Annotated in this window: 25 protein-coding genes and 1 tRNA gene; 13 read left to right on the top strand and 13 right to left on the bottom strand. The window is 51.0% G+C overall.

The genetic code is table 11. The features are described 5' to 3' along the window. Nucleotides 1-176: 176 nt before the first annotated feature. Nucleotides 177-252 (bottom strand) — tRNA-Gly (locus tag D9734_RS05565). 210 nt (nucleotides 253-462) lie between these two features. After that, complete coding sequence (gene orn / locus D9734_RS05560; RefSeq protein ID WP_064525781.1) at nucleotides 463-1,008, bottom strand: oligoribonuclease; 546 nt, start codon at nucleotides 1,006-1,008, stop codon at nucleotides 463-465. Between the two features lie 94 nt (nucleotides 1,009-1,102). Here orn and rsgA point away from each other — a divergent pair, with 94 nt between their 5' ends. The 3 genes from rsgA to mscM all read left to right on the top strand — a co-directional run bounded on the left by rsgA (nucleotide 1,103) and on the right by mscM (nucleotide 6,565). Continuing rightward, on the top strand, nucleotides 1,103-2,155 hold the full coding sequence (gene rsgA, locus D9734_RS05555; protein ID WP_130205979.1) for a small ribosomal subunit biogenesis GTPase RsgA: 1,053 nt from the start codon (nucleotides 1,103-1,105) through the stop codon (nucleotides 2,153-2,155). Nucleotides 2,156-2,251: 96 nt separating this feature from the next. Next, on the top strand, nucleotides 2,252-3,220 hold the full coding sequence (gene asd / locus D9734_RS05550) for an archaetidylserine decarboxylase (protein WP_130205977.1): 969 nt from the start codon (nucleotides 2,252-2,254) through the stop codon (nucleotides 3,218-3,220). A 21-nt stretch (nucleotides 3,221-3,241) separates the two neighbouring features. Further along, the gene (mscM, locus tag D9734_RS05545; RefSeq protein ID WP_130205975.1) at nucleotides 3,242-6,565 is read left to right on the top strand and encodes a miniconductance mechanosensitive channel MscM; all 3,324 of its coding nucleotides are present in this window, start codon (nucleotides 3,242-3,244) and stop codon (nucleotides 6,563-6,565) included. A 30-nt stretch (nucleotides 6,566-6,595) separates the two neighbouring features. Here the strand turns inward: mscM and D9734_RS05540 are convergent, their stop codons facing one another. The 3 genes from D9734_RS05540 to epmA form a co-directional block, all read right to left on the bottom strand. Further along, nucleotides 6,596-6,910, bottom strand: coding sequence for a YjeO family protein (locus D9734_RS05540; protein WP_130205973.1), 315 nt, complete (start codon nucleotides 6,908-6,910; stop codon nucleotides 6,596-6,598). A gap of 97 nt (nucleotides 6,911-7,007) precedes the next feature. Further along, nucleotides 7,008-8,510: a glutamate/gamma-aminobutyrate family transporter YjeM gene (gene yjeM, locus D9734_RS05535; protein ID WP_130205971.1), complete on the bottom strand. Its 1,503-nt coding sequence runs from the start codon at nucleotides 8,508-8,510 to the stop codon at nucleotides 7,008-7,010. Nucleotides 8,511-8,728: 218 nt separating this feature from the next. Then, nucleotides 8,729-9,706 carry an elongation factor P--(R)-beta-lysine ligase gene (gene epmA / locus D9734_RS05530; RefSeq protein WP_000004771.1) on the bottom strand — a complete coding sequence of 326 codons (978 nt, stop codon included), beginning with the start codon at nucleotides 9,704-9,706 and terminating at the stop codon, nucleotides 8,729-8,731. Between the two features lie 324 nt (nucleotides 9,707-10,030). On the opposite strand from epmA, the gene frdA reads away from it, so the two are divergent. From frdA to blc, 6 genes are all read left to right on the top strand, one after another. Further along, on the top strand, nucleotides 10,031-11,839 hold the full coding sequence (frdA, locus tag D9734_RS05525) for a fumarate reductase (quinol) flavoprotein subunit (protein ID WP_130205969.1): 1,809 nt from the start codon (nucleotides 10,031-10,033) through the stop codon (nucleotides 11,837-11,839). Then, entirely contained in the window at nucleotides 11,832-12,566 is a 735-nt protein-coding gene (gene frdB, locus D9734_RS05520) for a fumarate reductase iron-sulfur protein (protein WP_064525766.1), read from the top strand. Before frdA ends, frdB begins: the two co-directional genes overlap by 8 nt. A 10-nt stretch (nucleotides 12,567-12,576) precedes the next feature. Further along, nucleotides 12,577-12,972, top strand: coding sequence for a fumarate reductase subunit FrdC (gene frdC, locus D9734_RS05515; RefSeq protein WP_001568431.1), 396 nt, complete (start codon nucleotides 12,577-12,579; stop codon nucleotides 12,970-12,972). A gap of 10 nt (nucleotides 12,973-12,982) precedes the next feature. Then, nucleotides 12,983-13,342: a fumarate reductase subunit FrdD gene (gene frdD, locus D9734_RS05510; protein WP_130205967.1), complete on the top strand. Its 360-nt coding sequence runs from the start codon at nucleotides 12,983-12,985 to the stop codon at nucleotides 13,340-13,342. A 62-nt stretch (nucleotides 13,343-13,404) separates the two neighbouring features. Continuing rightward, on the top strand, nucleotides 13,405-14,547 hold the full coding sequence (locus tag D9734_RS05505; RefSeq protein WP_130205965.1) for a BlaEC family class C beta-lactamase: 1,143 nt from the start codon (nucleotides 13,405-13,407) through the stop codon (nucleotides 14,545-14,547). Nucleotides 14,548-14,634: 87 nt separating this feature from the next. After that, nucleotides 14,635-15,168, top strand: coding sequence for a lipocalin Blc (blc, locus tag D9734_RS05500; protein ID WP_130205963.1), 534 nt, complete (start codon nucleotides 14,635-14,637; stop codon nucleotides 15,166-15,168). Here blc and sugE read toward each other — a convergent pair. The 4 genes from sugE to efp form a co-directional block, all read right to left on the bottom strand. After that, nucleotides 15,165-15,482: a quaternary ammonium compound efflux SMR transporter SugE gene (gene sugE / locus D9734_RS05495; RefSeq protein WP_130205961.1), complete on the bottom strand. Its 318-nt coding sequence runs from the start codon at nucleotides 15,480-15,482 to the stop codon at nucleotides 15,165-15,167. The two genes, blc and sugE, sit on opposite strands and share 4 nt — an antisense overlap. Nucleotides 15,483-15,838: 356 nt before the next feature. Continuing rightward, entirely contained in the window at nucleotides 15,839-15,985 is a 147-nt protein-coding gene (gene ecnB / locus D9734_RS05485; protein ID WP_000239596.1) for a lipoprotein toxin entericidin B, read from the bottom strand. Between the two features lie 110 nt (nucleotides 15,986-16,095). Further along, a complete protein-coding gene (gene ecnA, locus D9734_RS05480) occupies nucleotides 16,096-16,221 on the bottom strand; it encodes a lipoprotein antitoxin entericidin A (protein ID WP_064525758.1) in 126 nt (41 codons plus the stop codon). Nucleotides 16,222-16,272: 51 nt separating this feature from the next. Further along, nucleotides 16,273-16,839 carry an elongation factor P gene (efp, locus tag D9734_RS05475; RefSeq protein ID WP_000257278.1) on the bottom strand — a complete coding sequence of 189 codons (567 nt, stop codon included), beginning with the start codon at nucleotides 16,837-16,839 and terminating at the stop codon, nucleotides 16,273-16,275. Nucleotides 16,840-16,880: 41 nt separating this feature from the next. On the opposite strand from efp, the gene epmB reads away from it, so the two are divergent. Both epmB and D9734_RS05465 read left to right on the top strand, forming a co-directional pair. Beyond that, a complete protein-coding gene (gene epmB / locus D9734_RS05470) occupies nucleotides 16,881-17,909 on the top strand; it encodes an EF-P beta-lysylation protein EpmB (RefSeq protein ID WP_130205957.1) in 1,029 nt (342 codons plus the stop codon). Between the two features lie 393 nt (nucleotides 17,910-18,302). Next, complete coding sequence (locus tag D9734_RS05465) at nucleotides 18,303-19,172, top strand: YjeJ family protein (protein WP_130205955.1); 870 nt, start codon at nucleotides 18,303-18,305, stop codon at nucleotides 19,170-19,172. 202 nt (nucleotides 19,173-19,374) lie between these two features. Here the strand turns inward: D9734_RS05465 and D9734_RS05460 are convergent, their stop codons facing one another. The 3 genes from D9734_RS05460 to D9734_RS05450 all read right to left on the bottom strand — a co-directional run bounded on the left by D9734_RS05460 (nucleotide 19,375) and on the right by D9734_RS05450 (nucleotide 21,849). Next, nucleotides 19,375-19,728: a DUF4156 domain-containing protein gene (locus D9734_RS05460; RefSeq protein WP_000558209.1), complete on the bottom strand. Its 354-nt coding sequence runs from the start codon at nucleotides 19,726-19,728 to the stop codon at nucleotides 19,375-19,377. A gap of 137 nt (nucleotides 19,729-19,865) precedes the next feature. Next, nucleotides 19,866-21,512, bottom strand: coding sequence for a chaperonin GroEL (groL, locus tag D9734_RS05455; RefSeq protein WP_000729132.1), 1,647 nt, complete (start codon nucleotides 21,510-21,512; stop codon nucleotides 19,866-19,868). 43 nt (nucleotides 21,513-21,555) lie between these two features. After that, the gene (locus tag D9734_RS05450; protein WP_001026276.1) at nucleotides 21,556-21,849 is read right to left on the bottom strand and encodes a co-chaperone GroES; all 294 of its coding nucleotides are present in this window, start codon (nucleotides 21,847-21,849) and stop codon (nucleotides 21,556-21,558) included. Between the two features lie 275 nt (nucleotides 21,850-22,124). Between D9734_RS05450 and yjeH the strand changes: the two genes are divergently transcribed. Then, on the top strand, nucleotides 22,125-23,381 hold the full coding sequence (gene yjeH, locus D9734_RS05445; RefSeq protein ID WP_130205953.1) for an L-methionine/branched-chain amino acid transporter: 1,257 nt from the start codon (nucleotides 22,125-22,127) through the stop codon (nucleotides 23,379-23,381). A gap of 15 nt (nucleotides 23,382-23,396) precedes the next feature. On the opposite strand, the gene D9734_RS05440 is transcribed toward yjeH, so the two are convergent. Further along, nucleotides 23,397-23,873: an FxsA family protein gene (locus D9734_RS05440; RefSeq protein ID WP_130205951.1), complete on the bottom strand. Its 477-nt coding sequence runs from the start codon at nucleotides 23,871-23,873 to the stop codon at nucleotides 23,397-23,399. A gap of 336 nt (nucleotides 23,874-24,209) precedes the next feature. Here D9734_RS05440 and aspA point away from each other — a divergent pair, with 336 nt between their 5' ends. After that, nucleotides 24,210-25,646 (top strand): aspartate ammonia-lyase, encoded by a 1,437-nt coding sequence (aspA, locus tag D9734_RS05435; protein ID WP_130205949.1) that lies wholly within the window; start codon nucleotides 24,210-24,212, stop codon nucleotides 25,644-25,646. The last annotated feature ends 96 nt before the right edge of the window (nucleotides 25,647-25,742 follow it).

The following is a 25,742-nucleotide window of genomic DNA, read 5'->3' as shown; positions in this document are numbered from 1 at the left end:
CCAACTGAGCTATTCCCGCTTAATCTTCGTCTTTCGAACTGCTACTGCCTTGGCTGCCTTCACTCACCTTAGTCACTTACTTTTGTAAGTCCCCAAGGATTCGTTCAGTTGCCGCCTTGTCGCAATTCGAAATACTGCGATTGGGTGGTCTGTGCTTTACAGCACTTTTCAAATTTTGGAGCGGGAAACGAGACTCGAACTCGCGACCCCGACCTTGGCAAGGTCGTGCTCTACCAACTGAGCTATTCCCGCGTACTACTTAATTTTTGCTTTCGTAATTTCGCATTTCTGCGTCGTTACGGGAGGCGCATTATACGAGAAATCTTTCCCTCTGCAACCCCCCTAAAAAAAATTTTTCGAATTTTTATCTCAAGTGCTGAAATTATCAGCAAGACGTTCAATTTAGCGTCAAAATCACGCCGCCGCAAGTGGATTCCGGCGGTTACGTGACCAGGAAAAATGTTACAGCTTGATGAAATGCTCGCGGTAGTAAGCCAGTTCCGCAACTGATTCGCGGATATCATCCATCGCCTGATGCGTCCCCTGCTTGGTAAAACCGTCGAGAATTTCCGGCTTCCAGCGGCGCGCCAGCTCTTTCAGCGTGCTGACATCGAGATAGCGGTAGTGGAAGTACGATTCCAGTTCCGGCATGTATTTGAACAGGAAGCGGCGATCCTGACCGATGCTGTTACCGCAGATAGGCGATTTCCCCGCAGGCACCCACTGTTTTAAAAATTCGAGCGTCGCCAGTTCTGCTTCCCGATCGCCCATCGTGCTCGCTTTCACACGCTCCACCAGCCCGCTGGCGGTATGGGTGCGCACGTTCCAGTCATCCATCAGCGCCAGCTGTTCATCGGACTGATGTACTGCAATGGTCGGCCCTTCTGCCAGAATATTCAGGTTGGCATCGGTCACCAGCGTGGCAATCTCAATAATGCGATCGCGCTCGGGATCCAGACCGGTCATCTCAAGATCGATCCAAATCAGGTTGTTTTCATTGGCACTCATGCTATTTTCCACCCATTCACAGTGACTATATTGATCCACAATTGCGTGTATCATAGATGTTTTGCCCATCAGGGGCGACCAGGAGTCTGTACGATTGAGTAAAAATAAACTCTCCAAAGGCCAGCAGCGCCGCGTGAACGCCAATCACCAGCGTCGTCTTAAAACGTCTAAGGAGAAGCCCGACTACGACGACAATCTGTTTGGCGAGCCTGATGAAGGTATCGTCATCAGCCGCTTTGGTATGCACGCTGATGTGGAATCCGCCGATGGCGACGTTCACCGCTGCAATATTCGCCGTACCATCCGTTCGCTGGTGACCGGCGACCGCGTAGTCTGGCGTCCGGGTAAACCGGCGGCGGAAGGCGTAAATGTCAAAGGGATCGTGGAAGCGGTACATGAGCGCACCTCGGTGTTAACGCGCCCGGATTTCTACGACGGCGTGAAACCCATCGCCGCCAACATCGATCAGATTGTTATTGTCTCCGCCATTTTGCCGGAGCTGTCGCTCAATATCATCGACCGTTACCTGGTAGCCTGCGAAACCTTGCAGATTGAGCCGATTATTGTGCTCAACAAGATTGACCTGTTGGACGACGAAGGCATGGCGTTCGTCAACGAACAGATGGATATCTACCGCAACATCGGTTATCGCGTATTGATGGTTTCCAGCCATACTCAGGATGGGCTGAAACCGCTGGAAGAGGCATTGACCGGACGCATCAGCATTTTTGCCGGGCAATCTGGCGTCGGCAAATCCAGCCTGCTGAATGCGTTGCTGGGGCTGCAAAAAGAGATCCTGACCAACGATGTCTCTGACAACTCAGGTCTGGGCCAGCACACCACGACTGCCGCTCGGTTGTATCACTTCCCGCACGGCGGCGATGTGATTGATTCTCCTGGGGTACGCGAATTCGGACTCTGGCATCTCGAGCCGGAACAAATCACTCACGGTTTTGTCGAATTCCATGACTACTTAGGTCTGTGCAAATACCGCGATTGCAAACACGATACCGATCCGGGCTGCGCTATCCGTGAAGCCGTTGACGAAGGGAAAATCGCGGAAACCCGTTTCGAAAACTATCACCGTATTCTGGAAAGCATGGCGCAGGTAAAAACGCGTAAAAACTTTTCTGATACGGATGACTGACAATTAAGCTAACCGTCGTTAGAATCGTCCCCTTTTTTTCAGGATCCGGCATGTACGCCGGATCAGGAACGACAAAACAATGGCCTGGAGGCTACTTTGTTAAATTCATTTAAACTTTCGCTACAGTACATTCTGCCGAAACTATGGCTTACTCGCCTGGCGGGTTGGGGCGCAAGCAAGCGAGCAGGATGGCTGACAAAACTGGTTATCGATCTGTTCGTTAAATACTACAAAGTCGACATGCAAGAGGCGCAGAAGCCGGATACTGCCAGCTACCGCTCCTTTAACGAATTTTTTGTCCGTCCGCTGCGTGACGAAGTACGCCCAATCAATACCGATCCGAATGTTCTGGTCATGCCTGCCGATGGCGTTATCAGCCAGTTAGGTAAAATCGAAGAAGATAAAATCCTGCAAGCCAAAGGCCACAATTACAGCCTCGAAGCCCTGCTGGCGGGCAACTATCTGCTGGCGGATCTTTTCCGCAATGGTACGTTTGTGACCACTTACCTCTCCCCGCGTGACTATCACCGCGTACACATGCCGTGCAACGGTATTTTGCGTGAGATGATCTACGTGCCGGGCGATCTCTTCTCCGTTAACCATCTCACTGCTCAGAACGTGCCAAATCTGTTTGCCCGTAACGAACGCGTGATCTGCCTGTTCGATACCGAATTTGGCCCGATGGCGCAGATTCTGGTTGGTGCGACGATTGTTGGCAGCATTGAGACTGTCTGGGCGGGTACCATTACACCACCGCGCGAAGGCATCATCAAACGCTGGACCTGGCCTGCCGGGGAAAACGACGGTTCTGTGGCGCTACTGAAAGGCCAGGAAATGGGTCGCTTTAAACTTGGCTCTACCGTTATCAACCTGTTTGCACCGGGTAAAGTGAACCTGGTTGAGCAACTGGAAAGCCTGTCTGTCACGAAAATTGGCCAGCCGCTGGCAGTATCTACCGAAACCTTTGTTACGCCAGACGCTGAACCAGCCCCGCTTCCTGCTGAAGAGATCGAAGCAGAACACGACGCCAGCCCATTGGTTGACGACAAAAAAGACCAGGTCTAATCCATCAAAGGAAACGCTGACGTGCGCCTGATTATCACTTTTCTGATGGCCTGGTGCCTCAGTTGGGGGGCGTACGCCGCGACGGCCCCCGATAGCAAACAAATCACCCAGGAACTGGAGCAGGCAAAAGCGGCGAAACCCGCGCAGCCGGAAGTCGTAGAGGCGCTCCAGTCTGCCTTAAATGCGCTTGAGGAACGAAAAGGTTCCCTTGAGCGCATCAAGCAATACCAAGAAGTCATTGATAATTATCCGAAACTCTCTGCTACTCTGCGCGCACAATTGAACAACATGCGTGACGAGCCGCGCAGCGTGTCGCCGGGAATGTCTACCGACGCGCTGAATCAGGAAATTCTCCAGGTCAGCAGTCAGTTGCTGGATAAGAGCCGTCAGGCCCAGCAAGAGCAGGAACGCGCCCGCGAGATAGCGGATTCATTGAATCAACTGCCGCAACAGCAAACCGATGCCCGTCGTCAGTTAAATGAAATTGAGCGCCGCCTGGGAACACTTACCGGCAATACCCCGCTTAATCAGGCACAAAATTTCGCGTTGCAGTCTGACTCCGCACGTCTGAAAGCCCTCGTTGATGAACTGGAGCTGGCGCAGCTGTCTGCCAATAACCGCCAGGAATTAGCGCGCTTGCGCTCTGAGCTGGCGGAAAAAGAGAGCCAGCAGCTGGATGCGTATTTGCAGGCCTTACGTAATCAGTTGAACAGCCAACGCCAGCTTGAGGCGGAGCGGGCGCTGGAAAGCACCGAGTTGTTGGCTGAAAGTAGTGCCAATTTACCGAAAGATATCGTCGCGCAATTCAAAATTAACCGCGAGCTTTCGGCGGCGCTGAATCAGCAGGCGCAGCGAATGGATCTCGTCGCTTCGCAACAGCGTCAGGCTGCCAGCCAGACATTACAGGTCCGGCAGGCGCTGAATACCCTACGCGAGCAGTCACAATGGCTGGGAGCGTCCAACCTGCTCGGCGAAGCATTGCGAGCGCAGGTGGCACGGCTACCGGAAATGCCGAAACCACAACAACTTGATACCGAAATGGCGCAGTTGCGCGTTCAACGGCTGCACTATGAGGATCTACTCAATAAACAACCGCAACTGCGACAAATCCTTCAGACTGACGGTCAGCCGCTGACCGCCGAGCAAAACCGTATTCTCGAAGCACAACTGCGTACTCAGCGTGAGTTGCTGAACTCATTGTTGCAGGGTGGTGACACGCTACTGCTGGAACTGACCAAGCTGAAAGTCTCCAACGGGCAACTGGAAGATGCGCTGAAAGAGGTGAACGAAGCGACGCACCGCTATCTGTTCTGGACCTCTGACGTGCGCCCGATGACCATCGCCTGGCCGCTGGAAATCGCCCAGGATCTGCGTCGTCTCATTTCGCTGGACACCTTCAGCCAGTTAGGTAAAGCCAGCATCATGATGCTGACCAGCAAAGAGACGATTTTGCCGCTGTTTGGCGCGTTGATTCTGGTCGGTTGCAGTATTTACTCGCGCCGCTATTTCACCCGTTTTCTCGAACGTTCGGCAGCGAAAGTCGGCAAGGTGACTCAGGATCACTTCTGGCTGACATTACGCACCCTTTTCTGGTCGATTCTCGTCGCGTCACCGTTACCGGTGCTGTGGATGACGCTGGGTTACGGCTTGCGCGAGGCGTGGCCTTATCCGCTGGCGGTAGCGATTGGTGATGGCGTAACAGCCACCGTGCCGCTGCTGTGGGTAGTGATGATTTGCGCCACATTTGCCCGCCCGAACGGCTTGTTTATCGCTCATTTTGGCTGGCCGCGCGAACGTGTTTCCCGCGGGATGCGCTACTACCTGATGAGCATCGGGCTTATCGTGCCGCTGATTATGGCGCTGATGATGTTCGATAATCTCGACGACCGCGAGTTTTCCGGTTCGCTGGGACGGCTTTGCTTTATTCTCATATGTGGTGCGCTGGCGGTGGTCACCCTCAGTTTGAAAAAAGCGGGGATCCCGCTGTACCTCAACAAAGAGGGAAGCGGCGATAACATTACCAACCATATGTTATGGAACATGATGATTGGCGCGCCGCTGGTCGCTATTCTGGCAGCGGCAGTCGGTTACCTGGCAACGGCACAGGCGCTGTTAGCAAGGCTTGAAACCTCGGTCGCCATCTGGTTCCTGCTGTTGGTGGTTTACCACGTTATCCGCCGCTGGATGCTAATCCAGCGGCGCAGACTGGCTTTTGACCGGGCGAAACATCGCCGGGCCGAGATGTTAGCGCAGCGCGCGCGTGGCGAAGAGGAAGCGCATCATCACAGTAGCCTGGAAGGGGCGATTGAAGTCGATGAAAGCGAAGTCGATCTCGATGCCATCAGTGCGCAGTCCTTGCGGCTGGTGCGCTCAATCCTGATGTTGATCGCCCTGCTTTCGGTCATTGTGCTGTGGTCAGAAATCCATTCCGCTTTCGGCTTCCTCGAAAATATTTCGCTGTGGGACGTCACCTCCACGGTACAGGGCGTAGAAAGTCTGGAGCCGATCACCCTCGGTGCGGTGCTGATAGCCATTCTGGTGTTCATCATCACCACGCAGCTGGTGCGCAACCTGCCCGCGCTGCTGGAACTGGCGATTTTGCAGCACCTGGATTTAACGCCGGGTACGGGCTACGCCATCACCACCATCACCAAATATCTGCTGATGCTGATTGGCGGGCTGGTCGGCTTCTCGATGATTGGTATTGAGTGGTCGAAATTACAGTGGCTGGTCGCCGCGCTCGGTGTTGGTCTGGGCTTTGGTTTGCAGGAAATTTTCGCCAACTTTATCTCTGGCCTGATTATCCTATTCGAAAAACCGATTCGCATTGGCGATACGGTAACGATCCGCGATCTTACCGGTAGCGTGACGAAAATTAACACCCGCGCCACAACTATCAGCGACTGGGACCGCAAAGAGATTATCGTGCCAAACAAGGCGTTTATTACTGAGCAGTTTATCAACTGGTCGCTCTCTGACTCGGTCACGCGCGTGGTGCTGACGATTCCGGCCCCTGCCGATGCCAACAGTGAAGAAGTGACAGAAATCTTGCTCAACGCTGCGCGCCGCTGCTCGCTGGTGATCGATAACCCGGCGCCGGAAGTCTTCCTGGTGGATCTACAGCAAGGGATCCAGATTTTCGAGCTGCGTATTTACGCCGCAGAAATGGGTCACCGCATGCCGCTGCGCCATGAAATCCATCAACTGATTCTGGCGGGCTTCCACGCCCACGGTATTGATATGCCATTCCCGCCCTTCCAGATGCGTCTGGAAAGCCTGAATGGTAAGCAAACGGGGAGAACGCTGACTTCTGCGGGTAAAGGTCGTCAGGTGGGAAGTTTGTAAGGTCTTTGTGGCCGGATAGTCTCATCCGGCTCACCAACAAAACAGATAGCGCAGGAAAAACTGCCACAGCCAGTAGCCGAAGATCGCAAGTGCGGTGACGTACATAAACCAGCCGCCTTTTTTTCGCCGCAGCGCGAACCAGAGAAAAGGGAAAAAGAGCGGCAACGTCAATATCACACCGACATCGCGAGTATCGTCATTTTCCAGATACTCCAGCACATCGCAGATGTTTTTAACCCCGCCTTCATCAATCATCCACTCTTTGTCCAGCGTGGAAGTGATGAGTATCCAGGGGATCGCCACAACAAACCAGATGCAGCACAAGACAAACATGCGCGCACTCATGAGGTAACCCGTAGTTTAATTTCGCTATAGCGCATACGAAATCCCACTCATTCCCTGTCATTGCGCCCTATCGTCAGGCCGACGATAGGGCATCTGATTACTCAGCCGCCCACTGCGGATTTTTTGCCACTCTGCTGCAATAGTTCTGGTAAATCGCCATCGCTAACAGCGAGAAGAAGACAGGGCCGCCAACCATCCACAATGTGCTATCCCAGTCTCCGGCTTCAACCACTGGCTGGATGATGGTGAAAACGTTCGCAAACGTCACCACCAGTACCACCACCACTGTCGCGATCGTTGCTGACATGTGTGTTTTGAAAATCACAAATGGTCTGTCGAGATCCTGACGAGCTTTAAAGAATGGGAAAGCCAGCGCGAGGAACAGATAGGGAAGCGTCATGGAAACGTTCGCCATCAGCGTCAGCTTGTTAAAGAACGCTGATGCAGTACCACCGCCAAACGAAACCAGCAGGATGAAGACAGTAACCAGCCCACACTGCATCCACATGGCGATAGACGGCATGCCCATGGCGTTCAGGCGCGTCATCGGTTCCGGCCATAACGCTTTCGGCGTACCCTGGATGATCGCTTTCAGCGGTGAATAGCAAAGCGTAAAGAACGCACCGGTATAGGCGAGGAACATCGAAAGCCCGGTAATACGCGCAAACCATACGCCCAGCGACAATGACGCTTCAGGTGACAAATGCAGCACGTTACCCAGCGTCATCCCCAGACTTTTCATCAACACATAGGTGATATTGCCGAGGTTAACGGAACCATTACTTAATACCTGCTGCCAGTTAGTGCTGACGCCCCATAAAAATATCGCCAGCGAATAACCGATTGAAATAACAATAGCGGCAAAAACAATACCTTTGGCAAAGTTCTTTTCTGGGTTTTCTGTTTTATCTACCAGACCACCAACCGCTTCAATTCCGCCGTAAGCAAAAATGGCAAATACCACAAACGATAACATCGCCAGACCGGATTGATATCCTGGATTCGGCGATACCACGAAATTAATATCCTGTGCAAAATGGCCACCATTTAATAACAAAATGGCAATGCTCACTAACAGTAATACTAAATTAAGACACATTACTGCAATACCACCTACTGCAGTAATACGAGCAATTTTATTAATCCCTTTTGAGGCAACCACGGTAACCAGGATCATCCATGCCACTGCCAGCAGACCCACCACCTGCGTTGGCTCCAGGCCAGCAATGCGCCAGTGCTGAGTCATGTCGGTACCGTAGAGGAACGTAGAAAATGGTACCCAGACTTTAGCTGAGGTACTCACCATCCAGATGATATAAGAGGAAAACCACATAAATGTGCCGATAAAGGCGAAACGTGGTCCGACACTATTATTCATCCAGGAATAGATGCCGCCTTCTTCTTTGCGATAGGCCGCGCCCATTTCTGCCATCATTAAGGCAAATGGTATAAAAAATAATAATGCAGAAAATATATAAAAGGGAATCGCACTATACCCCATTAAATAATAAGCTGCCGGACTATTGGCAAACCCAAATACTGAGGTAAAGATCATCAATATGAGTCCTATCAGACTCATCTTTTTTATCGTGTGAGGCATGAAATTATCCTTCGTTTTAGCACATGTATAAAACGCGCGCACTGAACTGCACTACCCCTCGATTGACGGGCCGCAATAAAAAAACATACAGAATTGATACCTGGATGATAGCAAATATCCGGTCTTAAATTGTGGCCTTTAGCAGAAAAATGAAAACATCTGCTACAGAATGGCGTTACAGCGCCATTCTGTGTGGTTAATTAGATGATTTTTCAGAATTATGCCCGGTCAACGCTAAAGGCAATCACTTCCGCAAGCGTCTCCGCGCCCAACGCCAGCATCACCAGACGATCAACGCCCAGAGCTACGCCGGAGCAGTCAGGCATACCGACTTTCAGAGCTTCGATGAGGTTTTGGTCGATTGGATGCTGCGGTAAACCACGCGCCGCACGCTTACGGTTATCCTGCTCAAAGCGTTGTTGCTGTTCACGGGCGTCCGTTAATTCATGGAAACCATTCGCCAGCTCAATACCTTTGTAGTAGACCTCGAAGCGCTCTGCGACCCGATGATCTTCGGTACTGATTTGCGCCAGTGATGCCTGACTGGCAGGGAAATGATAAACAAAGGTCGGTTTTTCTTTACCAATGTTCGGTTCCACACCAAAGGTAAACAGCAACTGCAACAACGTATCGCGGTCTTCTTCGGTATCAGCAACGTTGCTCAGATCCAGTTTCGCCGCCACTTCCCGCAGCTGCGTTTTATCAGCTGAGAGCGGATCAATTTCCAGATAACGTAAGAAGGCTTGCTGATAAGAAAGGCTTTCTGCAGCCGGGCAATCCAGTACTTGCTGCAGAAGATCGTCAACTTCGTTCATCAACCGGTACATATCATAATGCGGCCGATACCACTCCAGCATCGTGAACTCAGGGTTGTGATAACGCCCCATCTCTTCATTACGGAAGCTGCGGCACAGCTGGAATACTGGGCCACAACCGGCAACCAGCAGGCGTTTCATGTGATATTCAGGGCTGGTCATTAACCAGAGATTCATCCCCTGGGAGTGTCCGGGGCCAACGAAACGTGTCTCAAACGGGACCAAATGAATATCGGTTACCGTCGCCTGGCTCATACAAGGCGTCTCCACCTCCAGCACTCCACGATCGGCAAAGAAACGACGGATCTCCGCCATAATCGCCGCGCGTTTTAATAAGTTAGGAATGGATGCGCTCGGCTGCCAGGATGCCGTTTCGCTCATAGTGAAATCTCCAGTTTTTAACAAGGGCACGAAGTCTACTCGCAACGCGACGGCGAGACAAATTTTACGCAGGAATCATTCAGCAAGAGGGGGTGACTAAAAAAACCACAATCTGATGGTTTAGTAATTAAATTAATCATCTTCAGTGATAATTTAGCCCGCTTGCGCACTAAAAAAATCGATCTCGTCAAATTTCAGACTTATCCATCAGACTATACTGTTGTACCTATAAAGGAGCAGTGGAATAGCGTTCGCAGACCGTAACTTTCAGGCACTTACCCTGAAGTACGTGGATGTGGGATAAAAACAATCTGGAGGAATGTCGTGCAAACCTTTCAAGCCGATCTTGCCATTGTAGGTGCCGGTGGCGCGGGATTACGTGCTGCAATTGCTGCCGCGCAGGCAAATCCGAATGCAAAAATCGCACTAATCTCAAAAGTGTACCCAATGCGCAGCCATACCGTTGCTGCAGAAGGGGGCTCCGCCGCTGTCGCGCAGGATCATGACAGCTTCGATTATCACTTTAACGATACAGTAGCGGGTGGCGACTGGTTATGTGAGCAGGATGTTGTGGATTATTTCGTCCACCACTGCCCAACCGAAATGACCCAACTGGAACTGTGGGGATGCCCATGGAGCCGTCGCCCGGATGGTAGCGTGAACGTACGTCGCTTCGGCGGCATGAAAATCGAGCGTACCTGGTTCGCCGCCGATAAGACCGGCTTCCATATGCTGCATACGCTGTTCCAGACCTCTCTGCAATTCCCGCAGATCCAGCGTTTTGACGAACATTTCGTGCTGGATATTCTGGTTGATGATGGTCATGTTCGCGGCCTGGTAGCAATGAACATGATGGAAGGCACGCTGGTTCAGATCCGTGCTAACGCAGTGGTGATGGCAACTGGTGGCGCTGGCCGTGTTTATCGTTACAACACCAACGGCGGCATCGTTACTGGCGACGGTATGGGTATGGCGCTGAGCCACGGTGTTCCGCTGCGTGACATGGAATTCGTTCAGTATCACCCAACCGGTCTGCCAGGTTCCGGTATCCTGATGACCGAAGGTTGCCGTGGCGAAGGCGGTATTCTGGTCAACAAAAATGGCTACCGTTATCTGCAAGACTACGGCATGGGTCCAGAAACTCCGCTGGGCGAGCCGAAAAACAAATACATGGAACTGGGTCCACGCGACAAAGTTTCTCAGGCCTTCTGGCACGAATGGCGTAAAGGCAACACCATTTCCACGCCGCGTGGCGATGTGGTTTACCTTGACCTGCGTCATCTGGGCGAGAAAAAACTGCACGAACGTCTGCCGTTCATCTGTGAACTGGCGAAAGCTTATGTTGGCGTCGATCCGGTTAAAGAGCCGATTCCGGTACGTCCGACCGCACACTACACCATGGGTGGTATCGAAACCGATCAGAACTGCGAAACCCGCATTAAGGGCCTGTTCGCCGTGGGCGAATGTTCCTCTGTAGGTCTGCACGGCGCAAACCGTCTGGGCTCCAACTCCCTGGCGGAACTGGTGGTCTTTGGTCGTCTGGCTGGTGAGCAAGCAATGGAGCGCGCATCTACTGCCGGTAATGGCAACGATGCAGCGATCAATGCCCAGGTTGCTGGCGTTGAACAGCGTCTGAAAGATCTGGTTAACCAGGACGGCGGCGAAAACTGGGCGAAGATCCGCGACGAAATGGGCCTGGCCATGGAAGAAGGCTGCGGTATCTACCGTACGCCGGAACTGATGCAGAAAACCATCGACAAGCTGGCGGAACTGCAGGAACGCTTCAAGCGCGTTCGCATCACCGACACTTCCAGCGTGTTCAACACCGACCTGCTTTACACCATTGAGTTGGGCCACGGTCTGAACGTTGCCGAATGTATGGCGCACTCCGCAATGGCACGTAAAGAGTCCCGCGGCGCGCACCAGCGTCTGGACGAAGGTTGCACTGAACGTGACGACATCAACTTCCTCAAACACACCCTCGCCTTCCGCGATGCTGATGGCACTACTCGCCTGGAGTACAGCGACGTGAAAATTACTAAGCTGCCGCCGGCCAAACGCATGTACGGTGGCGAAGCGGATGCAGCCGATAAGGCGGAAGCAGCCAATAAGAAGGAGAAGGCGAATGGCTGAGATGAAAAACCTGAAAATTGAGGTGGTGCGTTATAACCCGGAAGTCGATACCGCACCACATAGCGCATTCTATGAAGTGCCTTATGATGAAACCACCTCATTGCTGGATGCGCTGGGCTATATCAAAGACAACCTTGCGCCGGACCTGAGCTACCGCTGGTCCTGCCGTATGGCGATTTGTGGCTCCTGCGGCATGATGGTTAACAACGTGCCGAAACTGGCATGTAAAACCTTCCTGCGTGACTACACCAACGGCATGAAGGTTGAAGCGTTAGCTAACTTCCCGATTGAACGCGATCTGGTGGTCGATATGACCCACTTCATCGAAAGTCTGGAAGCGATCAAACCGTACATCATCGGCAACTCCCGCACCGCGGATCAGGGTACTAACATCCAGACCCCGGCGCAGATGGCGAAGTATCACCAGTTCTCCGGTTGCATCAACTGTGGTCTGTGCTATGCCGCATGCCCGCAGTTCGGCCTGAACCCAGAGTTCATCGGTCCGGCTGCCATTACGCTGGCACATCGTTATAACGAAGATAGCCGCGACCACGGTAAGAAGGAGCGTATGGCGCAGTTAAACAGCCAGAACGGCGTATGGAGCTGTACTTTCGTGGGCTACTGCTCCGAAGTCTGCCCGAAACACGTCGATCCGGCTGCGGCCATTCAGCAGGGCAAAGTAGAAAGTTCAAAAGACTTTCTTATCGCGACCCTGAAACCACGCTAAGGAGTGCAACATGACGACTAAACGTAAACCGTATGTACGGCCAATGACGTCCACCTGGTGGAAAAAATTGCCGTTTTATCGCTTTTACATGCTGCGCGAAGGCACAGCGGTTCCGGCTGTGTGGTTCAGCATTGAACTGATTTTCGGGCTGTTTGCCCTGAAAAATGGCCCGGAAACCTGGGCGGGATTCGTCGACTTTTTACAAAACCCGGTTATCGTGATCATTAACCTGATTACTCTGGCGGCAGCCCTGCTGCACACCAAAACCTGGTTTGAACTGGCACCGAAAGCGGCCAATATCATTGTAAAAGACGAAAAAATGGGACCAGAGCCAATTATCAAAAGTCTCTGGGCGGTAACCGTGGTTGCCACCATCGTAATCCTGTTTGTTGCCCTGTACTGGTAAGGAGCCTGAGATGATTAATCCAAATCCAAAGCGTTCTGACGAACCGGTATTCTGGGGCCTCTTCGGGGCCGGTGGTATGTGGAGTGCGATCATTGCGCCGGTAGTGATCCTGCTGGTTGGCATTCTGTTGCCGCTGGGTCTGTTCCCGGGTGACGCACTGAGCTACGAACGCGTTCTGGCGTTCGCGCAAAGCTTCATTGGTCGCGTATTCCTGTTCCTGATGATCGTCCTGCCGCTGTGGTGTGGTTTACACCGTATGCACCACGCGATGCACGATCTGAAAATTCACGTGCCTGCGGGCAAATGGGTTTTCTACGGTCTGGCTGCTATCCTGACAGTTGTCACGCTGATTGGTATCGTTACAATCTAACGTATCGCCAATGTAAATCCGGCCCGCCTATGGCGGGCCGTTTTGTATGGAAACCAGACCTTATGCTCAAAACGACGCTTTGCGCCTTACTGATTACCGTCTCTTGCTCCACTCTTGCCGCGCCCCATAGCGAACAACAAATCAACGATATTGTGCATCACACAATTACCCCACTTGTTGAGCAACAAAACATCCCCGGCATGGCCGTTGCAGTGATTTATCAGGGTAAGCCTTATTACTTTACCTGGGGCTACGCGGATGTGGCAAAAAAGCGGCCCGTCACGCAGCAAACGTTGTTTGAGTTAGGCTCGGTCAGTAAAACATTTACGGGCGTGCTTGGTGGCGATGCTATTGCTCGAGGGGAAATCAATCTAAACGATCCCGTCACAAAATACTGGCCTGAACTTACCGCTAAACAGTGGAATGGGATCACACTATTACATCTCGCAACCTACACCGCTGGCGGCCTGCCGTTACAGGTGCCGGATGAGGTGAAATCCTCAAGCGACTTGTTGCGCTTCTATCAAAACTGGCAGCCTGAATGGGCGCCAGGAACACAACGTCTGTATGCAAACTCCAGTATCGGTTTGTTCGGCGCACTGGCTGTGAAGCCATCCGGTTTGAGTTTTGAGCAGGCGATGCAAACTCGTGTTTTCCAGCCACTCAAACTCACCCATACGTGGATTAATGTGCCATCAGCGGAAGAAAAGAATTACGCCTGGGGATATCGCGAAGGCAAGGCAGTGCATGTTTCGTCAGGGGCGCTGGATGCTGAGGCTTACGGTGTAAAATCGACGATTGAAGATATGGCCCGCTGGGTACGAAGCAATATGAATCCCCGTGATATCAACGACAAAACACTTCAGCAAGGGATACAACTGGCGCAATCTCGCTACTGGCAAACCGGCGATATGTATCAGGGCCTGGGCTGGGAAATGCTGGACTGGCCGGTAAATCCTGACAGCATCATCAATGGCAGCGACAGTAAAATTGCGCTGGCGACAAGCCCAGTAAAAGCGATTACGCCCCCTGCTCCTGCTGTGCGGTCATCATGGGTGCATAAAACAGGTGCGACCGGCGGATTTGGTAGCTATGTCTCGTTTATCCCAGAAAAAGAGCTGGGTATTGTGATGCTGGCTAACAAAAATTATCCCAATCCAGCGAGAGTTACCGCCGCCTGGCAGATTCTCAACGCTCTGCAGTAAAATTTCATCGGGTCCGAATTTTCGGACCTTTTCTTCGCATTTCCTTGCTGTCATCTACACTTAGAAAAAACCAGTAAGGAAACATTTATGCGCCTGCTCCCTCTCGTTGCCGCAGCGACGGCTGCATTTCTGGTGGTTGCCTGTAGTTCTCCCACACCACCGCGTGGCGTGACCGTGGTAAATAATTTCGATACCAAACGCTATCTGGGTACATGGTATGAGATTGCCCGTTTTGATCACCGCTTTGAACGCGGGCTGGAGAAAGTGACCGCGACGTATAGCCTGCGGGATGACGGCGGCCTGAATGTCATTAATAAAGGCTATAACCCAGACAGAGAGATGTGGCAGCAGAGTGAAGGAAAAGCCTACTTTACTGGAGATCCGCGTCGCGCAGCCCTGAAAGTGTCGTTCTTTGGGCCATTCTACGGCGGTTATAATGTCATCGCGCTCGACCGGGAGTACCGCCACGCGCTGGTTTGCGGCCCGGACCGCGACTACCTGTGGATACTCTCTCGCACGCCAACCATTTCTGACGAAGTTAAACAGGAGATGCTGGCAGTCGCAACCCGGGAAGGGTTTGATGTTAGTAAGTTTATTTGGGTACAACAGCCCGGTAGTTAGTGAGTGCTGAGCTTCAGACCAATAATTCCCACCACAATTAACGCCAGACTCGCCAGGCGCATCGGGTTAGCGGACTCGCCGAGCAGCACAATGCCGGTGATAGCCGCACCGACTGCGCCAATCCCCGTCCAGACAGCATAAGCCGTTCCTACAGGTAATGACTTCATCGCCCAGGCGAGCAGCGCCATACTGACAATCATCGCCGTCACGGTAATAACACTTGGCGTCAAACGACTAAAGCCGTGGGTATATTTCAGGCCAACAGCCCAGACGACTTCCAGCAACCCAGCAATAAATAAGATAATCCAGGACATATAAAACTCCGGAGAAATGGGGCCGTCCCCGGTGAAAAGAAGCGTTTGCAGGTCGTCCTGCAAAGCTGATGGTTGAACGGATATTTTGCCTGGTGGCAGGGGAATTTCAACTATTACCTTAGTGACTATCGCTGAAAAAATAAACGGTACGACAAACTTGTCGTACCGTTACAGATTGTTGACAAAGTGTCAGTTGTTTATGCCAGATGCGGCGTTAATGCCTTACCCAGCCTACAAAATTGTGCAAATTCAATATATTGCATGGGCTATGTAGGTCTGATAAGCGTAGCGCATCAGGCAATTTTGCCTTTGTCATCAGTATCAACGGCACGACAAAACTGCCGTACCGTTATTGCTTATTGCTGCGCTTTCGTTGCTGCGCCAGAAATCGCGTTACCGCCGTCGGAGATATCTTCACCAACGCCACGCGTGGTGTTGCAGGCAGTCAATACTGTTGAAAGCACCAGAACAGAAAAGATCGCTGCAATTGTCTTCTTCACCATAACGTCTTCCTTTTAGGTAATGTTATTTGTGTTTGCCTATAGCAAATTAATAATAGACAACACCACCGAAAATGACGGAAATCTGATGATTTTTAGGAAGAGAAGAAAAATTAGCTGGCTGCGCGAGAGATGGAATTACCGAGATGTTTAATGTCTTCACCAAAACCGCGAGCGGTGTTACAGCCCGTGAGCAGCGCACTGGCAAGCAAAACAAGAAGGATAAGGCGTTTCATCATCTCTGACCTGAGAAAGTGATGGTGCAGCCCACAGGCCGCACCACAACCGCATTACTTCACGCGAGATACGTATTCACCAGAGCGGGTATCCACTTTGATGACTTCGCCGATCTGTACGAACAGCGGAACTTTAACCACAGCGCCAGTAGACAGGGTAGCCGGTTTGCCGCCAGTACCTGCGGTATCACCTTTCAGACCCGGATCGGTATCAACGATTTCCAGTTCAACGAAGTTCGGCGGAGTAACGGAGATCGGCTGACCATTCCACAGAGTTACGATGCACTCTGCCTGATCCAGCAGCCATTTAGCGTTGTCGCCAATTGCTTTTGCATCTGCAGACAGCTGTTCGAAAGTTTCGTTGTTCATGAAGTGCCAGAACTCACCGTCGTTGTACAGGTAAGTCAGGTTCATATCGACAACATCAGCGCCTTCAGCGGAATCGGTAGATTTGAAGGTTTTTTCTACTCGAGTGCCAGTCAGCAGACGGCGCAGTTTAACGCGAGCGAATGCCTGACCTTTACCCGGTTTCACGAATTCACTGGCTTCAACCGCGTAAGGTTCGCCATCTAACATGATTTTAAGACCAGCACGAAAATCGTTGCTATAGTACGTTGCCATAAGGCCCTCTGAAATTTATTAATTGGTAGCTAAGCCACAAAATGGCGCATATTGTAACCCTAAATACCCCATCCAGAGAAGATTGGTTAGCGCAACTTGCCGATGTTGTGACCGATCCTGATGAACTTCTGCGTCTTTTGAATATAGACGCGGACGAAAAACTGTTGGCCGGACGCAGCGCCAAAAAGCTGTTTGCCCTGCGCGTGCCCCGCTCATTTATCGATCGCATGGAGAAAGGCAATCCAAACGATCCACTTTTGCGTCAGGTACTTACCTCGCAAGATGAGTTTGTCGTCGCGCCCGGATTCTCCACCGACCCGCTGGAAGAACAGCACAGCGTAGTGCCTGGTTTGTTGCATAAATACCACAACCGGGCGCTATTGCTGGTCAAAGGCGGCTGCGCGGTAAATTGCCGCTATTGCTTCCGTCGCCACTTCCCGTATGCCGAAAATCAGGGCAACAAGCGAAACTGGAAGACGGCACTTGAGTATGTTGCTGCGCATCCGGAACTGGACGAGATTATTTTCTCCGGCGGCGATCCGCTGATGGCGAAAGATCACGAACTGGACTGGTTATTAACGCAACTGGAAGCCATCCCACATATCAAACGTCTGCGGATTCACAGCCGTCTGCCGATTGTGATCCCGGCACGCATCACCGAGGCGCTGGTTGAACGCTTTGCCCGTTCTACGCTGCAAATCTTGCTGGTGAATCACATCAACCATGCCAATGAGGTAGATGAAACGTTTCGTCAGGCGATGGCTAAATTGCGCCGTGTCGGCGTCACCCTGCTTAACCAAAGCGTTCTGTTACGTGGCGTGAACGATAACGCGCAAACGCTGGCAAATCTGAGTAATGCACTGTTTGACGCCGGTGTGATGCCCTATTACCTGCATGTGCTCGATAAAGTGCAGGGCGCGGCGCATTTCATGGTGAGCGATGATGAAGCGCGGCAGATTATGCGTGAGTTGCTGACGTTAGTATCGGGATATCTGGTGCCAAAACTGGCGCGCGAGATTGGTGGCGAACCCAGCAAAACGCCGCTGGATCTCCAGCTACGCCAGCAGTAACTGATTAAACAGGGAAGTTAAACATTAAAATTGCCTGATGCGCTACGCTTATCAGGCCTACATCGTGCATTGAAATTGAATGAATTTTCAATGAACTATAGGCCGGATAAGGCGTTTACGCCGCATCCGGCAAGAGCAACAAACGCAGTACAGCGACCTGTCATTTTACAGGGAAGTTTAATCTTTGCCCGTTGCATAACCTTTAATTATTCATATACATTGCTATTTTTACTCTTTATATAGCCAACACCAATAATTAACCTTTCTTTTCTGTTTATATAGAGTGAGCACGGCTATTTATGTTATTTTAACAACTATTACTACCAAGCCCATTTATCTGGCTTATAAATTAAAATTAATTATTTAATTGAGAAATGGTTAGGGAGAACCTACATGGCCATAAGCATCAAGGGTGTTAATACCGGTGTTATTCGCAAGAGTAATAATTTCATTGCACTGGCGCTGAAAATTAAAGAGCCTCGCAATAAAGAATCGTTGTTCTTCATGTCTGTGATGGAACTGCGCGACCTTCTGATTGCGCTGGAAAGTCGTCTGCATCAAAAGCATAAACTGGATGCTGATGCACGCCTTCTGTATGAGCAAGCTCGCGATAAAGTCATTAAGAAAATGGCAGAAAATATCCCGGAAATTCTGGTTGATGAGCTTAAAAATGCCGATATTAATCGCCGGGTTAACGCACTGGAACTTACCGATAATCAGGGCGAAAATCTTAATTTCGCATTAACGCTACATGATGGCAGCAAATGCGAATTAGTGGTCAATGAGTTGCAGATTGAAATGCTGGCGCGAGCAATCATTCATGCAATTAATAATGCAGAAATGCGTGAACTGGCGTTACGTATTACATCGTTGTTAGATTTCCTGCCGTTATATGACGTCGACTGCCAGGACAATGGCAATCTGGAATACGACACCTATTCCCAACCAGAATGGAAACATAATCTGTTTAGTCATTATCTGGCCGTACTTTATCGCTTTAAAGATGAAGGTGGCAAAGAGCAATTTAGCGGAGCAGTAGTAAAAACGCGTGAAGCAACAGCGGGTAAAGAAGTGGAGGCTATCACTCGCCGGATGCTTGATTTCAGTCCTCGACTGAAAAAACTCGCGGGTGTGCCGTGTCAGGTCTACGTTCGGACTATGGCAGCCAATAACGCCCAACCACTGACCCAGGATCAATGCCTACGCGCACTGCATCACCTACGCGTTCAATCCATCAGCAAAACTGCACCACAGGCGAAATAATCCCATCTTTGCTAATGCGAGGCTGGAGCCATCCAGCCTGAAATGACCGATAACGTGATCGTTGATCATGCCGGATGCGGCGTAAACGCCTTATCCGGCCTACAAATTCTCGAGCATTCAATCAGTTGCAATGCCTGATGTGGGCCTGATAAGCGAAGCGCATCTGGCAATTATACGTTTGTCACCCAGCCTCAGGATCCCATCAGTTCGGGCACTTATATACCTGACCGATAATCTGGCTGTCAGTCGGGACAAAGCTGGACAGCATGCCCTGCGACGGGCTGCTGATACCATAAATCACGTTACCGCCCATTGCTGCCGCCTGGTTGCGCAGATCGTTTGCCGCACCACGCATAGAACCGCCCTCTTCACCGTGTTGCCCGGAAAGCCAGTTACTTTGCTTACCGGTAGCAGTACCAATCAGCTGGCACTCTGCACCTGGTTGCTCGTCCACGATGCGAACGCTCTGTCCGGCAGCGCTCAATTCGTTGCTGGAGCTACAACCCGCCATCAGTAGCGCGGCACCGACAATCCCTGCTAAGTATTTTACGTGCATGTTATTCCCCATAATCAATGAGCTGGACGCAACTCGCGTCGTCCGTGTCTGAATCTTATACTAGAAAGATGACCAAAAGAAAAACCCCCAGACATTTCTGCCCGGGGGTTTCTTTATTTCTGCGAGGTGCAGGGCAATTACATCATGCCGCCCATGCCACCCATGCCGCCCATACCGCCAGCAGCGCCTAAGTCAGCTGCATCGTTTTTCGGCAGGTCGGTAACCATGCACTCAGTGGTGATCATCAGGCCAGCCACAGAAGCTGCGTACTGCAGAGCAGAACGAGTTACTTTGGTTGGATCCAGGATACCCATGTCGATCATGTTGCCGTATTCTTCGGTTGCTGCGTTGTAGCCGTAGTTGCCGTCGCCAGCTTTAACGGTGTTAGCAACAACAGACGGTTCTTCACCGCAGTTCAGTACGATCTGACGCAGCGGAGCTTCCATTGCACGCAGTGCAACTTTGATACCCACGTTCTGCTCTTCGTTCTGACCACGCAGGTCAGCCAGTTTAGACGCTACGCGGATCAGCGCAACACCACCACCAGCAACCACGCCTTCTTCTACCGCAGCACGGGTCGCGTGCAGGGCGTCTTCAACGCGTGCTTTTTTCTCTTTCATTTCAACTTCGGTAGCAGCACCAACTTTGATAACTGCAACGCCGCCTGCCAGTTTCGCTACGCGCTCCTGCAGTTTTTCACGGTCGTAGTCAGAAGTTGCTTCTTCAATCTGCTGACGGATCTGAGCAACACGGCCCTGAATCGCAGCTTCTTCACCCACGCCATCGATGATGGTGGTGGTGTCTTTGTTGATCACAACACGTTTAGCCTGGCCCAGGTCTTCCAGGGTTGCTTTTTCCAGCTCCATACCAATCTCTTCAGAGATTACGGTACCGCCAGTCAGGGTTGCGATATCCTGCAGCATAGCTTTACGGCGATCGCCGAAGCCCGGAGCTTTAACCGCAGCGACTTTCACAATGCCACGCATGGTGTTAACAACCAGAGTTGCCAGCGCTTCGCCTTCAACATCTTCAGCGATGATCAGCAGCGGTTTGCCTGCTTTTGCAACGGCTTCCAGAACCGGCAGCATTTCGCGGATGTTGGAGATTTTCTTGTCAGCCAGCAGGATGAACGGGCTTTCCAGTTCTACTGCGCCAGTTTCCGGCTTGTTGATGAAGTAAGGAGACAGGTAGCCACGGTCGAACTGCATACCTTCAACCACGTCCAGTTCGTCCTGAAGACCAGTGCCGTCTTCAACGGTGATAACACCTTCTTTACCGACTTTGTCCATCGCTTCAGCGATCAGTTTACCTACGGTTTCGTCGGAGTTAGCGGAGATAGTACCAACCTGAGCAATCGCTTTAGAGTCGGAGCACGGTACGGACAGCGCTTTCAGTTCTTCAACTGCAGCAGTAACGGCTTTGTCGATACCACGTTTCAGGTCCATCGGGTTCATGCCCGCAGCAACAGCTTTCAGACCTTCAGTGATGATAGCCTGAGCCAGTACGGTTGCGGTGGTGGTACCGTCGCCTGCAGTGTCGTTCGCTTTAGAGGCAACTTCTTTCACCATCTGCGCCCCCATGTTTTCGAACTTGTCTTCCAGTTCGATTTCACGAGCAACGGAAACACCATCTTTGGTGATGGTCGGTGCACCGAAAGATTTATCCAGAACTACGTTACGGCCTTTCGGACCGAGGGTAACTTTCACTGCATCTGCCAGTACGTTTACGCCGCGCAGCATTTTCACACGAGCGTCGTTACCGAATTTTACGTCTTTAGCTGCCATTATCTTTATTCCTTAAATTCGTATGTTCAGTGTCGTGCGCGGATTACGCTTCAACAATTGCCAGAATGTCGCTTTCGGACATGATCAACACTTCTTCATTGTCGATCTTCTCAGACTTCACACCGTAGCCATCATTGAAAATTACGATGTCGCCAACTTTCACATCCAGCGGCTTCACTTCGCCATTTTCAAGGATACGGCCATTGCCAACAGCCAGCACTTCGCCACGGGTAGATTTAGCCGCTGCAGAGCCGGTCAGAACGATGCCGCCAGCAGATTTAGTTTCAACTTCTTTACGCTTGACGATCACGCGATCATGCAATGGACGAATATTCATTGATAACTCTCCTTTGAGAAAGTCCGTATCTGTTATGGGTGACGCCGGACCTTACGTGGTTTCCCGGCTGGTGACCAGTGAAATGGGGATGGGCTTCTCCCCCTTCAAGGGGGCAAATGAAAAAAAATTCTGATCAGTACAAAATCGGGTAAAAATCCTGATTCACATCACATTTCATCGCAATTTCTCCATCGCCGCCATACGCGAATCTGATTGTGCTACCATCGAAATCCTGCGCAGCTGCCCAAAATTTGGGCACAATTGGACATTAACCCATGAGTGGACTCAAACAAGAACTGGGATTAGCCCAGGGGATCGGCCTGTTATCAACCTCATTATTAGGCACGGGCGTGTTTGCCGTTCCCGCATTAGCCGCCCTGCTAGCGGGCAATACCAGCCTGTGGGCCTGGCCCGTTTTGATTATCTTGGTGTTCCCGATTGCAATCGTCTTTGCGCTGCTGGGACGCCACTATCCCAGCGCGGGCGGCGTCGCGCACTTCGTTGGTATGGCGTTTGGCTCGCGGCTTGAGCGAGTCACTGGCTGGCTATTTTTATCGGTCATTCCCGTGGGCCTGCCCGCTGCACTACAAATTGCCGCCGGCTTTGGCCAGGCAATGTTTGGCTGGCATAGTTGGCAACTGTTGTTGGCAGAACTTGGTACGCTGGCACTGGTGTGGTACATCGGTACTCGCGGTGCCAGTTCCAGTGCTAATCTACAAACGGTTATTGCCGGGCTTATCGTCGCGCTGATTGTCGCTATCTGGTGGGCGGGCGATATCAAACCTGCGAATATCCACTTCCCTGCGCCTGGTGATATCGAACTTTCCGGGTTGTTTGCTGCGTTATCGGTGATGTTCTGGTGCTTTGTCGGTCTGGAGGCATTTGCCCATCTCGCCTCGGAATTTAAAAATCCAGAGCGTGATTTTCCCCGCGCTCTGATGATTGGTCTGTTGCTGGCAGGATTAGTCTATTGGGGCTGTACGGTGGTGGTATTACACTTCGACGCCTATGGTGAAAAAATGGCGGCGGCAGCATCGCTTCCAAAAATTGTGGTGCAGCTGTTCGGTGTAGGAGCATTGTGGATTGCCTGCGTAATTGGCTATCTGGCCTGCTTTGCCAGTCTCAACATTTATATACAGAGCTTCGCCCGATTAGTCTGGTCGCAGGCGCAACACAATCCTGACCACTACCTGGCACGCCTCTCTTCTCGCCATATCCCGACTAATGCCCTTAATGCCGTGCTCGGCTGTTGCGTGGTGAGCACGTTGGCGATCCATATGTTAGAGATCAATCTGGACGCACTTATCATCTATGCCAATGGCATCTTTATTATGATTTACCTGTTATGCATGCTGGCAGGCTGTAAATTATTGCAAGGACGTTATCGACTACTGGCGGTAATTGGCGGGCTGTTATGTGTTATGTTACTGGCGATGGTCGGCTGGAAAAGTTTATATGCCCTGATCATGCTGACGGGGTTATGGCTATTTCTGCCAAAACGAAAAACGCCGGAAAATGGCATAACCACATAATCCGGCGTTTCGTCATTAATCCTGGCGATCGTCTTTATGATCAAGGCGGTCGCGGTCATCATCCTTACGCTGATACTCACCATCAAAAGTATTACCGCCACCGGTTCCGGCACTAAATCCGCCGCCCGGCATACGGGAAAAGCGCAAATGCGGCATCAACTTCACTGTCAGATGCTTTTGCACTGGCGGTAATAAAAGAAGAAGACCGAGGAAATCGGTGAAAAAGCCCGGTAATAAAAGCAGCAAACCGGCAATGATCAACGAAACACTTTTAATCATTTCCGCCGCTGGGTTTTCTCCCGTCGCCATTTTTTGTTGCATCAGCACAAAATTCTTAAAGCCCTGATTACGTACCAGTGACATACCAATAATTGAGGTGAATATAACCAGCACGAGGGTCAGCAATACCCCAAGGACATGAGCAACCTGAATAAAGATTGAAATCTCAATATAGACATAAAGGAAAACGGCAATAAAAGGTAACCAGCGCAAAGGTTTCTCCTGTAATAGCAACCAGTTAAATCAGGTCGCCTGAATGGGTTGCGAATCGCGTTCAGCTTATATTGTGGTCATTAGCAAAATTTCAAGATGTTTGCGCAACTATTTTTGGTAGTAATCCCAAAGCGGTGATCTATTTCACAAATTAATAATTAAGGGGTAAAAACCAACACTTAAAGTGATCCAGATTACGGTAGAAATCCTCAAGCAGCATATGATCCCGGGTATTCGACTGATGCAGGGGATAATCGTCGGTCGAAAAACATTCGAAACCACATATATTCTGTGTGTTTAAAGCAAATCATTGGCAGCTTGAAAAAGAAGGTTCACATGTCAAACAACATTCGTATCGAAGAAGATCTGTTGGGTACCAGGGAAGTTCCAGCTGATGCCTACTATGGTGTTCACACTCTGAGAGCGATTGAAAACTTCTATATCAGCAACAACAAAATCAGCGATATTCCTGAATTTGTTCGCGGTATGGTAATGGTTAAAAAAGCTGCAGCTATGGCAAACAAAGAGCTGCAAACCATTCCTAAAAGTGTAGCGAATGCAATCATTGCCGCATGTGATGAAGTCCTGAACAACGGAAAATGCATGGATCAGTTCCCGGTAGACGTCTACCAGGGCGGCGCAGGTACTTCCGTAAACATGAACACCAACGAAGTGCTGGCCAATATCGGTCTGGAACTGATGGGTCACCAGAAAGGTGAATATCAGTATCTGAACCCGAACGACCACGTTAACAAATGTCAGTCCACTAACGACGCCTACCCGACCGGTTTCCGCATCGCAGTTTACTCTTCTCTGATTAAACTGGTAGATGCTATTAACCAACTGCGTGAAGGCTTTGAACGTAAAGCTGTCGAATTCCAGGACATCCTGAAAATGGGTCGTACCCAGCTGCAGGACGCAGTACCGATGACCCTCGGTCAGGAATTCCGCGCTTTCAGCATCCTGCTGAAAGAAGAAGTGAAAAACATCGAACGTACCGCTGAACTGCTGCTGGAAGTTAACCTCGGCGCAACTGCAATCGGTACTGGCCTGAACACGCCGAAAGAGTACTCTCCGCTGGCAGTGAAAAAACTGGCTGAAGTCACTGGCTTCCCATGCGTACCTGCTGAAGACCTGATCGAAGCGACCTCTGACTGCGGCGCTTACGTTATGGTTCATGGCGCGCTGAAACGCATGGCTGTGAAGATGTCCAAAATCTGTAACGACCTGCGCTTGCTCTCTTCTGGCCCACGTGCCGGCCTGAACGAGATCAACCTGCCGGAACTGCAGGCTGGCTCTTCCATCATGCCAGCTAAAGTAAACCCAGTTGTTCCGGAAGTGGTTAACCAGGTTTGCTTCAAAGTCATCGGTAACGACATCACTGTTACCATGGCAGCAGAAGCGGGTCAGCTGCAGCTGAACGTTATGGAGCCGGTCATTGGCCAGGCCATGTTTGAATCCGTTCACATTCTGACCAACGCTTGCTACAACCTGCTGGAAAAATGCGTTAACGGCATCACTGCTAACAAAGAAGTGTGCGAAGGTTACGTTTACAACTCTATCGGTATCGTCACTTACCTGAACCCATTCATCGGCCACCACAACGGTGACATCGTGGGTAAAATCTGTGCCGAAACTGGCAAGAGCGTACGTGAAGTCGTTCTGGAGCGCGGTCTGTTGACTGAAGCAGAACTAGACGATATTTTCTCCGTACAGAACCTGATGCATCCGGCTTACAAAGCAAAACGCTATACTGATGAAAGCGAACAGTAATCGTACAGGGTAGTACAAATAAAAGAGGCACGTCAGACGACGTGCCTTTTTTCTTGTGAGTAGTAACTTAAAAACAACAACCTGATATCAACTTGT

The sequence above is a fragment of the Escherichia sp. E14S1 genome (assembly GCF_004211995.1).
In the GTDB taxonomy this organism is placed as follows: Bacteria; Pseudomonadota; Gammaproteobacteria; order Enterobacterales; family Enterobacteriaceae; genus Escherichia.
This window is presented reverse-complemented; position numbering and strand designations above follow the sequence as displayed.